This window comes from Corynebacterium uropygiale, assembly GCF_021568315.1.
Classification (GTDB): Bacteria; Actinomycetota; Actinomycetes; order Mycobacteriales; family Mycobacteriaceae; genus Corynebacterium; species Corynebacterium uropygiale.
The window spans coordinates 101,064-113,921 of record NZ_JAKGSI010000002.1 but is presented as its reverse complement, the minus strand read 5'-3'; the positions used below and the strand labels follow the sequence as shown (position 1 = coordinate 113,921).

The 12,858-nt window shown below is 67.9% G+C and carries 11 protein-coding genes; 2 read left to right on the top strand and 9 right to left on the bottom strand.

Features of this window, described 5'->3' with window-relative positions:
- Positions 1–95: 95 nt before the first annotated feature.
- The 8 genes from smc to gdhA form a co-directional block, all read right to left on the bottom strand.
- On the bottom strand, positions 96–3,572 hold the full coding sequence (gene smc / locus L1O03_RS04020; RefSeq protein WP_236118157.1) for a chromosome segregation protein SMC: 3,477 nt from the start codon (positions 3,570–3,572) through the stop codon (positions 96–98).
- 23 nt (positions 3,573–3,595) lie between these two features.
- Positions 3,596–3,880 carry an acylphosphatase gene (locus L1O03_RS04015; protein ID WP_236118156.1) on the bottom strand — a complete coding sequence of 95 codons (285 nt, stop codon included), beginning with the start codon at positions 3,878–3,880 and terminating at the stop codon, positions 3,596–3,598.
- Positions 3,877–5,352: an alanine/glycine:cation symporter family protein gene (locus L1O03_RS04010; protein WP_236118155.1), complete on the bottom strand. Its 1,476-nt coding sequence runs from the start codon at positions 5,350–5,352 to the stop codon at positions 3,877–3,879. The genes L1O03_RS04015 and L1O03_RS04010 overlap by 4 nt, the downstream gene beginning before the upstream one ends.
- Before the next feature lie 45 nt (positions 5,353–5,397).
- Positions 5,398–6,237, bottom strand: a complete 840-nt coding sequence (gene mutM / locus L1O03_RS04005) for a bifunctional DNA-formamidopyrimidine glycosylase/DNA-(apurinic or apyrimidinic site) lyase (protein WP_236118154.1) — start codon at positions 6,235–6,237, stop codon at positions 5,398–5,400.
- A 3-nt stretch (positions 6,238–6,240) separates the two neighbouring features.
- Complete coding sequence (gene rnc / locus L1O03_RS04000) at positions 6,241–7,068, bottom strand: ribonuclease III (protein ID WP_236118153.1); 828 nt, start codon at positions 7,066–7,068, stop codon at positions 6,241–6,243.
- Positions 7,065–7,607 (bottom strand): YceD family protein, encoded by a 543-nt coding sequence (locus L1O03_RS03995; protein WP_236118152.1) that lies wholly within the window; start codon positions 7,605–7,607, stop codon positions 7,065–7,067. Before L1O03_RS03995 ends, rnc begins: the two co-directional genes overlap by 4 nt.
- 29 nt (positions 7,608–7,636) lie before the next feature.
- Positions 7,637–8,389: a DivIVA domain-containing protein gene (locus L1O03_RS03990; protein ID WP_236118151.1), complete on the bottom strand. Its 753-nt coding sequence runs from the start codon at positions 8,387–8,389 to the stop codon at positions 7,637–7,639.
- Between the two features lie 77 nt (positions 8,390–8,466).
- Positions 8,467–9,813, bottom strand: a complete 1,347-nt coding sequence (gene gdhA, locus L1O03_RS03985) for an NADP-specific glutamate dehydrogenase (protein WP_236118150.1) — start codon at positions 9,811–9,813, stop codon at positions 8,467–8,469.
- Positions 9,814–9,951: 138 nt separating this feature from the next.
- Between gdhA and L1O03_RS03980 the strand changes: the two genes are divergently transcribed.
- Entirely contained in the window at positions 9,952–11,088 is a 1,137-nt protein-coding gene (locus tag L1O03_RS03980) for a glycerate kinase (protein ID WP_236118149.1), read from the top strand.
- Here the strand turns inward: L1O03_RS03980 and L1O03_RS03975 are convergent.
- Positions 11,085–11,480, bottom strand: coding sequence for a hypothetical protein (locus tag L1O03_RS03975; protein WP_236118148.1), 396 nt, complete (start codon positions 11,478–11,480; stop codon positions 11,085–11,087). The two genes, L1O03_RS03980 and L1O03_RS03975, sit on opposite strands and share 4 nt — an antisense overlap.
- Positions 11,481–11,509: 29 nt before the next feature.
- Here L1O03_RS03975 and L1O03_RS03970 point away from each other — a divergent pair, with 29 nt between their 5' ends.
- Positions 11,510–12,847, top strand: a complete 1,338-nt coding sequence (locus L1O03_RS03970; protein WP_236118147.1) for a DUF4921 family protein — start codon at positions 11,510–11,512, stop codon at positions 12,845–12,847.
- Positions 12,848–12,858: the final 11 nt, after the last annotated feature.

Genomic DNA, 12,858 nt, shown 5'->3' with positions numbered 1-12,858 from the left:
AAGGCAAACTCCTTTGTGTTGGTCTCTCAGGGATCTCGGTGGCGTCTCGGTGTGGTCTCGACGGCAGGGCGAGAGTGCCGTTAACCGTGGAAAGTCTACTCTTTCCGGTGCGGGGCCATGCGTTGGCTGAGGACGCGCGTGACGCCGTCGTCGCGCATCGTCACACCATAGAGAACATTGGCCACATCCATGGTCGGCTTCTGGTGGGTAATGACGATGAGCTGGGAGTCCGCGCGCAGCTCCTCAAGCAGCGCGATAAGGCGACGGAGGTTGACGTCATCGAGCGCGGCCTCCACCTCGTCGAGGACGTAGAAGGGGCTCGGGCGCGCCTTGAAAATCGCCACGAGCATGGCGAGCGCCGTGAGCGACTTCTCCCCGCCCGACAACAAGGACAGACGCTTGACCTTCTTCCCGGGCGGGCGGGCCTCCACCTCGATGCCCGTGCCCAGCATGTCCGAGGGGTCCGTGAGCAGCAGGCGCCCCTCCCCGCCCGGGAAGAGGGTGCTGAATACCTGGGGAAAGTGGCGCTCGACGTCCTCCCACGCCTCGGTGAATAGCTGCAGGATGCGCTCATCGACCTCCTCGATGACCTCCTCCAGGGCCCGCCGCGCCTGGATAACGTCCTCCAGCTGGGTCGCGAGGTAGCGATGCCGCTCCTCCAGAGCCTTGTACTCTTCCAAAGCCAGCGGGTTGACCTTGCCCAGCGCCCGCAGGTCCTTCTCCGCCTGCTTGAGCCGCTTCTTTTCCGCGGCCACGTCGAAGCCCTCACCCGGGTGGTAATTCTCCAGCAGCTCCGCGACGGGGATGCCCAGCTGCTCCACCGTCTTCGCCATCACCTCATCGAGGCGCACCGCGGCCTGGTTGAGCGCCATCTCCGCCTCGTGGGCGCGATCGCGCTGCCGGCTGTGCTGCTGGCGCAAGGCCGAGACCTGCTGCTTCAGCGTGGCCGCCCGGGCGCGCGCGAGCCGCTGCGCCTCCGTGTGCTCATCGCGGACGCGCGTGGCCTCCTCGACGGCGGACTGGATCTTCTCCTGCAGCTCTTCCGCCAGGCGGGCCACCGTCGTGGCGATGGCCACCCGGTGCCGGCGCTGGGCCATCCGCGCCTCGAAGCGCTGGCGGGCCTGGGTCTCCTGCTCCGCCTGGCGACGCAGCCGCTCCCCTCGCTGCTCAAGCTGGGTGACCTTCTCCTCGTGCTGGCGAAGATTCATGCGCGCCTCGAGCTCCATCGCCCGCACCTGGGCGAGCATGGCCTGGGCCTCATCGCGGGCCTCCGTCGAGGGCTCCTCGATGCTGCCCGGCTCCTCGACACGCGCCACCCGGTCCCGGGTCTCCTCCCAGCGTCGCTCCGCCTCCGCCAGCGCGGCCGCCCGCTGGGCGCGCTGCTCCGCCAGGCGTTCGGCCTGCTCCCGACGTCGGCGCACCTCCTTCTCCGCGCGCTCGACGAGGCGCTCGTGCTCCCCGCGCCGGGCGTCGGCATCACGCAGTTCCGCTGTGGCCTGGGCAAGCGCCACGCGGGCCTCCTCGGCGGCCTGCTCAGCGCCCGCGACCGTCCCGGAGAGCTCCCGGTGGCGGGCTTCCACCTCGGCGAGCTCCCGCTCGGCGGCGTCGATCTGTCCGCTCACCTCCACCGTGGAGGTGGCACCACGTCCCACCTGGGCCCATCCCTCGCCGACGAGGATGCCCTCCGGGGTGACGGCTCGCAGCCGGGGATCCCCCTCCACCACCGCCATGGCCACCTGCGCATCGGGGCACAACACGACGTCGGCCACGAGGCGGTTGAGCACCCTCGCCACCCCCGGGCGGGCGCTGAAGGCATCGAGGAGCCACTGGGTTCCCTGGGGAAGGTCGGCGTCCATGCGCCACGGGCTCGCCGTATCATCGGCGTCCTCGCGCAGGAGGGTCAGCCGCGCGACGTCCTCCCGTTGAAAGGCCTCGACGGCCACCGCCCAGGCGGAGCTCACCTGGGCTTCAGCGTGCTGGCCGAGCGCCGCCGCGACGGCCCGCTCTGCGCCGGGGGTGACGTCGAGCCCCTCAGCCAGCGGAGACAGATCGATGCGCAAGTTCTCCCCGATGGCGTGGGCATCATCGGCGGGCAGCGTGGAGCGGAGGGTGTCGATGCGGCTGCGCAGGCCGTACATGGTGCGTTCAAAGTCGGTGTGCTGGGCGCGGATGTCGCGAAGGCGAGCCTCGGCGGCCTCGCGCTCGGCCGCTGCCCGCTCCTGGGCGTCCGCGAGCGGCTCGCGCTCCTCCTCGTAGCCGGCGAGGGAGTCCTTCGCGACGCGCAGCTCCTCCTCGCTCTCCTCGAGCTCGCGGCGGGCGAACTGGGCATTCTCCTCCTGCTGGGTGACCTCCGCGCGGAGGGACTCCACCTCCTTGGCCTGGGATTCCTCCGCCGCGAGGAGGCGGACCACGCCCTCACGGCGGTCGGCGATGGCCCGCACCTGGGCCATGTGCTCAGCTTCTGCGGCGCGCAGCTCCTCCTCGTGCTCCTCGACGGAGTCACTCAGCGTCTCGAGGCGCTCCCGCGCGATGTCGCAGGCCTCCCGGCTCTGCGCTAACTCCTCCTCGGTCCGGCGGGCCTGGGCGCGCAGCGCGTCGGGGTCGGGACCGGAGTAGTGGTCGTCGACGGCCCCATCCGCCGCGCGATCCCGGGCGATGCGGATGGTCGCCTCGCTGCGTTCGAGCAGCGTGGAGAGAGAAAAATGGCGCTCCTGGGCCTCGTCCACCTGGGGGCCCAGCTCCGCGAGGTGCTCCTCGCGGGCCTGCAGGGCCTCCTCCTGTTCCTCCAGCTCCTGGCCCAGTTCCTTCTCCCGGGCCGTCACCGTCTGCGCGTCCTCTTCCGCGCGGCGCACCGCCTCCTGCAGCTCGAGGACGCGCGCGGCGGCGAGGTTATGCTTCGCCTCGCGGAGCTCGGCCTGGACCGTCGCGGCCCGCTGCGCTGCCTCCGCCTGGCGGGCCAGCGGGGTGAGCTGCTTCGCCAGCTCCCCCGTGAGGTCCTGCAGGCGGTCGAGATTCGCCTGCATACCGACGAGCTTGCGCTGGGCCTTCTCCTTCCGACGACGGTGCTTGAGCACGCCCGCCGCCTCCTCGATGAAGGCGCGTCGGTCCTCCGGGCGGGACTCGAGGATCTCCGCGAGCTTCCCCTGGCCGACGATGATGTGCATTTCCCGGCCAATGCCGGAGTCGCTCAGCAGCTCCTGAACATCCATGAGCCGGGCGCGCGAGCCGTTGATCTCGTACTCGCTTCCCCCGTCCCGGAACATCCGGCGCGTGATGGAGACTTCGGCATAGTCGATCGGCAGCACGCCGTCGTGATTATCAATGGTGAGGGTGACCTCGGCGCGGCCGAGCGGCCGCCGTCCCCCCGCGCCGGCGAAGATGACGTCCTGCATCTTCCCGCCCCGGAGGGTCTTTGCCCCCTGCTCCCCCATCACCCAGGCGAGGGCGTCGACAACATTCGATTTCCCCGAACCATTGGGCCCCACCACGGCGCAGATGCCGGGCTCAAAGGTCATCGTCGTGGCCGACGCAAAAGACTTAAAGCCTTTGAGGGTGAGGGATTTGAGATGCACGCAGCTATCCTACAAGTCGCCACCTAGCGCTCGACAAAGCCGGACTCGCCGCGGGCCTCCGCCCACTGCTCGATGACCGCGGTGACCGCCCCCGGGCGGCGGCGCGAACTCGGCTGCTCGCGGAGCGCCTCCAGGAGCGCTTTCACCTTCTCCGGCTCCCCTTCCGCGACGACGCACACCCGGCCATCAGCGAGGTTGCTCGCGGAGCCAGCGAGCCCGAGTTCGAGCGCGACGCTCCGCGTCCACCAGCGGAAACCCACCCCCTGGACGTGGCCGTGGACGAAAGCGGTGAGTCGGATGGAGCTCATGAGGCAGGCAGTCCCTTCTTCCAATCGCGGGTGACGGGGTCCGTGCCATCCCAGCATTCCACGTTCTTCAGCTCGGGGAGCATGGAGCGGTGGAAGACCGGGTCGAGGCCGCGGCGGCGCTGCTCCGAGTAGTTGCGCAGCAGCTTAATGGCCACCCCGCCGAGCGGGACGATGGCGATGAGGTTGATGATGACCATCGTGGCGGAGAAGGTATCCGCCAGGGCCCACACGAGCGGCACCGTCCCCACCGCGCCGCCAAAGACGCAGAGGAGGACGAGGAGGCGGAACACCGTCAGCACCGAGGACTTCTCCGTGAAGAAGCGGATGTTGGACTCCGCAAGGTAGTAATTCCCCAGCACGGAGGAGAAGGCCAGCACGAAGAGGATGAAGGTGACGAAGTGGATGCCCCACTGCCCCACCTCCGCCGCGAGGGCATTCTGGGTGAGCGTGGCGGACTGGATGTCATCGCCGAACGTCGGGTTGGAGAGCAGGATAATGAAGGCCGTGATCGAGCAGACAAGCAGCGTGTCGAAGTACACGCCGAGCGTCTGAACGAGGCCCTGCTTGACGGGGTGGGACACCGTCGCCGTGGCCGCCGCATTCGGCGCCGAACCCTGGCCTGCCTCGTTGGAGAAGAGGCCGCGCTGCATGCCGCGCTTGAAGGCCTCGGCGACCGCAGCGCCCGCGACCTGCTTGACGCCCACCGCGGCGCCCACGATCTCCCCGATCATCCCCGGCACCTTATCAATATTGATGATGAGCACGATCACGCCCATGATGAGGTAGGCCCCCGCCATGAACGGCACGATGATCTGCGTGGCCGAGGCAATGCGCTGCACCCCGCCGAAGATGATGAGCGCGGTGAGCAGCGCCACGGCCAGGCCGATGACGATCTTCAGGCTCATCCCCGTGTGGCCCACCGAGTTGCCCACAGCCTCCACGATGGAGTTCGTCTGCACCGCGTTGTACACGAAGCCATAGGTCACCGTGATCGCGATACCGAAAATCACCGCAAGCCACCGAGCCCCCAGGCCGCGGGTCATGTAATAGGCGGGGCCGCCGCGGTAGGCCTGCCCGTCCTTCACCTTCCACAGCTGGGCGAGAGTGGACTCGACGAAAGCCGTCGCGCCACCCAGCAGGGCGATCATCCACATCCAGAACACGGCCCCGGGGCCGCCAAGGGAGATCGCCACCGCGACGCCCGCCACGTTGCCGGTTCCCACGCGGGAGGCGGCGGAAATCGTGAAGGCTTTGAACGCGGAGATGGAATTATCCTCCCCGTCCTTCCCGTGGCCTTCGTGGGGCACGGGGCGCTCCGCCACGGAGCGAATCATGTCGGGAATCATGCGGATCTGCACGAGGAGGGTGCGCAGACCGAAGTAGATCCCCGCTGCGATGAGGATCGTCGGGACGATCCACGTCCACAGGAAGTTGTTAATTCCATCGGCAAGGATGGACTCTAAGGTCGCCATGAGGGGTATCGTACCGGGTCGGTGACGAAGGACACCGCACAGCACCTAGAGTCGCTGGCATCTCGGGCACCAGTGGGTGGAACGATTCGTCCACGCCACCCGCTCGATAGGCCCACCACAGCGCGGGCATGGCTCCCCTGCCCTCCCATACACCGCCAAGGAGCGGGAGAAGTAGCCGCTCGCCCCGTTGACATTGACGTAGAGGGAGTCAAAGCTCGTGCCCCCGGCGGCGAGGGCCCGACCCATCACCTCCCGGGCGCAGCCCAGCAGGCGCACCGTGTCCTTGAGTCTCAGCCGATCCGCCCGGCGCCACGGCTTGATCCCCGCCGCCCACAGCGACTCATCCGCATAGATGTTTCCAATCCCGGAGACCACCTGCTGGTCCAGGAGCACCCTCTTGATCTCCGAGCGCTTCGTCCTCATCCGACGGGCAAGCGCCAAGTCATCGCACTCCGGATCGAAGATGTCCCTCGCGATGTGGCGCACGGGAAGGGGGATGCCCTCCTCCACCGGGGTCCACAGCCAACGCCCAAAGGTGCGCTGGTCCACGAAGCTGAGCTGCAGGTTCTCCCCCTCCGGTGTCTCAAGCAGCGCGCGGATCCGCAGGTGCGGGGACGTGACCTCCCCCGGCGGCCCGATAAGCATCTGGCCGCTCATCCCGAGATGGACGAAGAGCGCGTGGCTGCCGTCGTCGAGAGGGAACCACAGGTATTTTCCGCGACGCCGCGGGGTGCGAAGAACGCTCCCGCGCAGGAGATCCGGAAGGGAACCCTCCTGGCCGCGGGTGGCGCGGGGGTGGAAGACCTCGACGTCCTGGACGCGGGCGTCGGCGAGGTGCGCGGCCAGCCCCCGGCGCACGACCTCGACCTCGGGCAGCTCGGGCACGGGCTAGTCCTGCGCCGTGGCGGGCTGCTCGGCGGGATTGTCCGCCGGCGGCTCGACAGCCTTGTCCGCCGGCGGCTGATTCATGAGATCGGAGATGTCCCCGCGCAGGTGCCCGTAGGCCTGGCGGGCGGCGGCCTGCTCGGCGAGCTTCTTGTTGGTGCCCTCGCCGCGGCCGAAGACGCGCCCGGCGACGAGTGCCTCGGCATAAAAGTGCAGCTCGTGCTCGGGGCCGGAGGTCGTGGTGCGGTACTCGGCCGAACCGAGGCGACGCTGCGACAACCGCTCCTGGAGGGTCGTCTTCCAATCCTGGTGGCGGCCGCGGGCCGTGGCGTGATCGATCTTGTCGCGGAAGAGCGTGAGGATGACGTCGCGGGCCGTGTGGAAGCCATGCTCGAGGTAGATCGCGCCGAGCAGGGCCTCCGTCGTATCGGCGAGGATGGAGTCCTTATTCTGGCCGTCCGTGGCGTGCTCGCCCCGGCCCAGCAGGATGTGGGGGCCCAGGTTCACCGCCCGGGCGATGTCAGCCAGCCCGTAGCGGGACACGATCGACGCGCGCATCTTCGAAATATCCGACTCCGGCCGCTCCGGGTACTGCTCATAGAGCTGGCCCGCCACGGAGAGGCCCAGCACGGCGTCGCCGAGGAACTCCAGGCGCTCATTGTTCGGCAGGTGCCCGTTCTCGTTAGCGAAGGAGCGATGCGTGAGAGCGAGCTTGAGGGATTCCTCCGGCAGGCTCACACCCAGCGCCTCAAGGAGCGGTGCGTGATCGACCTCGGCGAACGCGGCGTCGAGGGCCTCCTGGCCACTCAGGCGCGAACGGCGACGGCTCATAGGAACTTCTCCAATCCAGCCCACCGGGGATCCGGCAGGTTCTTCTCATCCTCCCCGGACACCCCGTCCGGCTCGGGCACGGCATTCTCCGAGTCCTCCGCCACGCAGCCGCCCTCGCACTGCGGGTTGAAGGGCAGGCTGAGCCCCGCCTCATCGATGACGAGCTGAAGCAGGTCGATGGTTCCGTTCTCGACGCTCAGCAGGCCGTTCTCGCCCTCGTCCTCGTCCTCATCCTCCGCGGACGTGACGAAGTCCGGGCTATCGCTGAACACGCCGCTCACGTGGAACGTGGCCGGCGGGGTCATGGTCTCCAAGCAGCGGACGCACTCCCCCTCCAGCGCGGCGCTCACGTCCGCGTCCGCCATGACAGCATCCCCCAGCGGGGTGAGCGTGGCGGACACGGTGACCTCGGCCCCCTCCGGGATGGCGATCATCTCGACCCCAATCCGGGTCGGGGCCGGGCCGGTCTGGACTCTCTGCTCGGGAACATCGCCGCTGCGCAGCAGGTCGGCAACGTCAAAGATAAAAGGTGAAGTCATGGTGACTGTGCAGTCTACCCCGACGCCCCTTAATTGTCGTAGCCGTAGTCCCGATCAGAGCCGTAGTCGCGGTCACTGTAGTGACGCTCGGCCCCGCCGGCACCAGCACCGCGGCGCAGGGCCTGGCGGTCCCGGCTAATGGTGCGCAGCACGCCGGAGAGCGTGTCCTCGAAGCTCGCGAGCTTCGAGTCCACAAACTGATCGCACTCGGTGCGCAGCTTGCGGGAGTCCTCGTGGGCGGCGTCGACAACACGGTGGGCCTCCTCGTTGGCCCGACGCACCACCTCGGACTCGGAGACCAGACGACGCTGCTCCGCGAGGCCTTCGTCGACACTGCGCTGGTAGTGGTCGTTGCCCTCCGCAATAAGCCGATCCGCTTCCCCACGGGCGCGGCTCACGATGTCCTCGGCATCCTGCCGGGCGGTGGTGACGAGGTGATCCGCATCGTCCTCGGCGCGGGCCACAGTGCTGGTCGCCCGAGCCTGGGCGTCCTCCACCATCTCCTGGGAGTGGGCGGTGGCCTCATCCACCAGGCGGTCGGCTTCCTCCTGGGCGTCGCCCACGATGTCGCGAGCGCGATCCTCCGCGTCCCGGATGATGTCATCGCGGCGGTCGAGGACGTCCTGGGCGTCGTCAACCTCGGCGGGAAGGGCGTTGCGGAGATCGTCAAGGAGAGCTAAGACCTCATTGCGCGGCACCATGCAGTTGGAGGTCATGGGCACGCCATATGCCTGCTCTACGGTTTGAACGAGTTCATCGAGGGCCTCAAAGACGCGATACATGGCCTTGAGTGTAGCGAGGCCGTGGCCCCAGTCGGTGGAGCCACGGCCTAGAGAGCAGGAGAAAGTGGGGAGATTATTTAGATGACACCCTGGGCGAGCATCGCGTCCGCCACCTTCTTGAAGCCGGCGATGTTCGCGCCGATGACGTAGTCACCCTCGTGCTCGTACTCGCGGGCGGTGCGGTCGATGTTCTTGAAGATGTTCGACATGATCTTGTGCAGGCGCTCGTCGGTGTACTCGAAGGACCAGCTGTCGCGGGAGGCGTTCTGCTGCATCTCGAGCGCAGAGGTCGCCACACCACCAGCATTGGCGGCCTTGCCCGGCGCGAAGTGGACGCCCTCAGCGCGGAAGACCTCGATGGCCTCGGCGGTGGAGGGCATGTTCGCACCCTCGGCCACGAAGCGGCAGCCGTTCTTCACGAGCTGGCGGGCGTCGTCGCCGTTGAGCTCGTTCTGGGTGGCGCACGGGAGGGCAACATCGCAGGGCAGCTGCCAGATGGAGCCGTCGGTGTGGAGGATGGCCTTGGAGTCGGTCTCCTCGACGTAGTCGGCGACGCGACCGCGGCGCACCTCCTTGATCTCCTTGAGGGTCTCGAGGTCGACGCCCTCGGGGGTCTCGACCCACCCGGAGGAGTCGGAGAAGGCGATGACGGTGGCGCCGAGCTCCTGGGCCTTCTCGATGGCGTAGATCGCCACGTTGCCGGAGCCGGAGACGATGACCTTGGCGCCGTCGAGGCTCGCGTCGTTGAGCTTGAGCATCTCGGAGGTGAGGTAGACCGTGCCGTAGCCGGTGGCCTCGGTGCGGACGAGGGAGCCACCCCAGGTGAGGCCCTTGCCGGTGAGGACGCCGGACTCGTGCTGGTTCGCGAGGCGACGGTACTGGCCGAAGAGGTAGCCGATCTCGCGGCCGCCGACGCCGATGTCACCGGCCGGGACGTCGCGGTACTCGCCGATGTGGCGGTGGAGCTCCGTCATGAAGGACTGGCAGAAGCGCATGACCTCGCCGTCGGACTTCCCCTTGGGGTCGAAGTCGGAGCCACCCTTGCCGCCGCCGATGGGCAGGCCGGTAAGGGAGTTCTTGAAGATCTGCTCGAAACCGAGGAACTTGATGATGCCGAGGTTCACCGAGGGGTGGAAGCGGAGGCCACCCTTGTACGGGCCCAGGGCCGAGTTGAACTGGACGCGGAAGCCGCGGTTGACGCGGACATCGCCGTTGTCATCCACCCACGGGACCCGGAAGATGAGCTGGCGCTCCGGCTCGCAGAGGCGCTGGATGAGGCCGTAGTCGGCGTAGTGCGGATCCTTGTCCAGGACGATCTTGAGGGAGTCCAGAACCTCGGCCACCGCTTGGTGGAACTCGGGCTCGCCGGCGTTGCGCTTGAGCAGCATGTTGTAGTAGCTCGACACTTGCTGATCGACGCTCATATGAAAAGACCTTCCTTCCCAGGTACTCAGAGGGTGTCTTCTTGCCAGTTTTCTATCGGCAGGTAGATAATGCAAATATTTTCGCTATGGCGATACTCACACCAGTGCGCGCACAGGGCCCTGCGCTACCCTCAAAGCATGTCTGCGCCCCGCATCCTCCTCTGCCCTGATTCCTTCAAGGGGACAGCCTCCGCCAGCGAGGCCGCCCGCTTCCTCGCCACCGGCCTGCGCGAGTACCTCCCTCAGGCCGAGATCATCGAATCTCCCCTGGCAGATGGCGGTGAGGGCACGGCCGAGCTCCTTGGCGGCGCTCCCATCACTCTCCCGACGACGACCGCCGCCGGACGCCTCACAGAAGCCACCTACTACTGGGACGAGTCCTCCGCCACGGCGCACATCGATCTCGCCGCCGCCTCCGGGCTCCCGGCGGTGAGCGAGGACCCGGTCCCCCTGCGCGGAGATACCTATGGCACGGGAGTTCTCATCGCGGATGCGCACAGTCGGGGCGCCCGTCGCATCGTGCTTTGCCTCGGCGGCTCGGCGAGCACGGACGGGGGCACGGGCATCCTCGTGGCGCTGGGCGCCCAACTCCACGATGAGCGCGGCTATCCGCTGCCTCCCGGTGGCGGATCGCTTGGCCGGCTCGGCCAGATCACGCTCGACCACCTCAACGTCGGCGCCGCCGCACTCGACTGGGAACTCCTCACCGACGTCACCAACCCCGCCACCGGCCCCCGGGGCGCGGCGCACGTCTTCGCCCCACAGAAGGGGGCCAGCCCCGAGGAGGTCGAGGTTCTCGACGCCGGGATCGCGCGCCTCTGCGAGTTCTGCGAGGTGGACCCCCAGGCGCCCGGGCTCGGCGCGGCGGGGGCCACGCCGGTGGGCATCGTGTGGGTCTCTCGCCTGCTGCACGGCGATGACAGCCACGTCTCCGTGCGCCCTGGCGCCGCAACGGTGATCCATGCACAGGGCATCGCGGAGACGATGGCAACATCTGACCTCGTGGTGACGGGCGAGGGCTCACTCGACGAGCAATCCTTCGGCGGAAAGCTCATCGGCCAGCTCGCGGAGATGACGAAGGCCGAGGGGCGGGAGCTCCTCGTCGTCGCCGGCCGCGTGGCCCCTGGGCTGGAGCTTCCCTCCCATGTTCACGCCCTCGAGCTCCCCTCGGGAGAGGTCCAGTGGCAGCTCGAAGAGGCGGGGCGGGCCATCGCGGAGCGCATCCTCGCGGGCGGGCTGGGGGCGTCGAGCCCTCACGCTCAGGTGGAGGACTAGCGCAGGATGGACACCGTCCACGGGTAGGTGGCCGGCAGTTCGTAGTCCTGCTCCCGCATGAGGAGAACGGGGTCCTTCGGCAGCTCGGCGCGAGGGGTGAGGAAACGCGCAAGCACCATGGTGAGCTGGTTGACCGAGCCGCTGAGGCCCTCCACCTCAATGTCGTAGCGGTGCAGGCCCATTCCTTCCGGCTCGCGACCATGCTCGGTTTCGTAGGTGGAGCGGAGCTGCTCTTCCACTCCCTCGGGGACGGTTGGGGACGGGGTGTGGCGGGCGGATCCGCCACTCATTTTGTCGGCGGCGATGAGCCTCTCGACGGCGGCCGCGAAGCTCTCACCGAGCGTGGCCGCGTGGGAATCGGGGACAAGGCAATCAAACTGGATCACAGGCATGACGTCACTCTAGCGATACTCTGGACACTATGACAGCCCCCTTGAATTTCCGACCACACCCGCTCAGCACGATGGCCGACGGCACGATCAAGCAGGTCAACCCGTTTTCTGGCACCGAGGTCTGGACGGTGCCGGGCCGCGGTAACCGCCCGATTGCCAAGGCTGTCGCCCATCCCCAACCGCTCACTGATGATATGAGGACGCGGGCCGACGCCTTCGGTTCGGACCGGCCGCTCGACACCCCGCCTGAGAAGGCACGTATGGTCCGGGTGGGGGACAACTGGGAGATCCTCCGCGGGCTTCTGCCGAGCGAATTGGCTGGACATCCGGCAGAATTCCGTCGAGTCCCCAATCTCTTCGAGATCGTCTCCTATGACTACTGGCGCGACAACTACGCCTATGAGCCCGATCCCGAGACACAGGCGCGGATGGAGCGCTACCTCGCCGATGAGGAGGGCCGCGAGCATGTGCTCGCCATCGTAAAGACGAGGCTGCGGGCCTCCGGGCGCACGGAGGAAGCAGACACCCTGAGCGAGGAGGAGCTGCTCGGCTTCGCCCCCACCTACTTCGCTGGTGGGCACGACGTCATCATCGCTCGTCGCCACTACACGGATGAAGCCACCGACACCTCGGGACTGGCCTCCTCGGGGACGCTCAGCCCGGAGGAGCACGCCGGCTTCATCCTCTTCACTGTGGACGCCATGCGCGATCTCTACGAGCGCAATCGCTATGCCCAGTACGTGGTGGCCTTCCAGAACTGGCTCTCCGCCGCCGGCGCCTCCTTCGAGCACCTGCACAAGCAGCTCGTCGCCATTGATGAGGCCTCCGTGCAAACGGAGTTGGAGATCTCCCGGCTTCGCCAGAACCCCAACATGTACAACGAGTGGGGCGTGGACTTCTCCTTCCAGCACAACCTCGTCATCGCGGAGAATGACTCCGCCATCCTCACGGCCGGGGTGGGCCACCGCTACCCCACGCTCACGCTGTACTCGCGCTCGGAGGTGTCCGAACCCTGGGCCCAAAGCGAGGAGGACATCCGCGGCATGAGCGACCTGCTCCACGCCGCCCATGCGGCCGCCGGCCCGCACGTGGCGTGCAACGAGGAGTGGCACCACCGTCCCCCGGGACTGGACCTCCCCATGCCCTGGCGCATCAACATCAAGTGGCGTGTGTCCACCCTCGCGGGATTTGAGGGCGGCACGAAGATCTACGTCAACACTCTCTCCCCCATCGACGTGCGCGATCGCGTGGTCCCGGAGCTCTACCACCTGCGCGACGAGGGGCGCATCGCCCCCTCCATCCGCATCGCCACGGAGTGCCGCGCCGAGCGCAACCCGCTGCGCTACAACCCCCTGCTCCGCCTCTAGCGGCTTCCACG

Bases quoted from the DNA above. Each gene is read 5' to 3' on its own strand.
- L1O03_RS03970 (WP_236118147.1), top strand. From the start codon at position 11,510: ATGACAGCCCCCTTGAATTTCCGACCACACCCGCTCAGCACGATGGCC.
- L1O03_RS03990 (WP_236118151.1), bottom strand. From the start codon at position 8,389: ATGTATCGCGTCTTTGAGGCCCTCGATGAACTCGTTCAAACCGTAGAG.
- L1O03_RS03975 (WP_236118148.1), bottom strand. From the start codon at position 11,480: ATGCCTGTGATCCAGTTTGATTGCCTTGTCCCCGATTCCCACGCGGCC.
- L1O03_RS03995 (WP_236118152.1), bottom strand. From the start codon at position 7,607: ATGACTTCACCTTTTATCTTTGACGTTGCCGACCTGCTGCGCAGCGGC.
- gdhA (WP_236118150.1), bottom strand. From the start codon at position 9,813: ATGAGCGTCGATCAGCAAGTGTCGAGCTACTACAACATGCTGCTCAAG.
- rnc (WP_236118153.1), bottom strand. From the start codon at position 7,068: ATGAGCCGTCGCCGTTCGCGCCTGAGTGGCCAGGAGGCCCTCGACGCC.
- L1O03_RS04015 (WP_236118156.1), bottom strand. From the start codon at position 3,880: ATGAGCTCCATCCGACTCACCGCTTTCGTCCACGGCCACGTCCAGGGG.
- L1O03_RS04010 (WP_236118155.1), bottom strand. From the start codon at position 5,352: ATGGCGACCTTAGAGTCCATCCTTGCCGATGGAATTAACAACTTCCTG.
- L1O03_RS03980 (WP_236118149.1), top strand. From the start codon at position 9,952: ATGTCTGCGCCCCGCATCCTCCTCTGCCCTGATTCCTTCAAGGGGACA.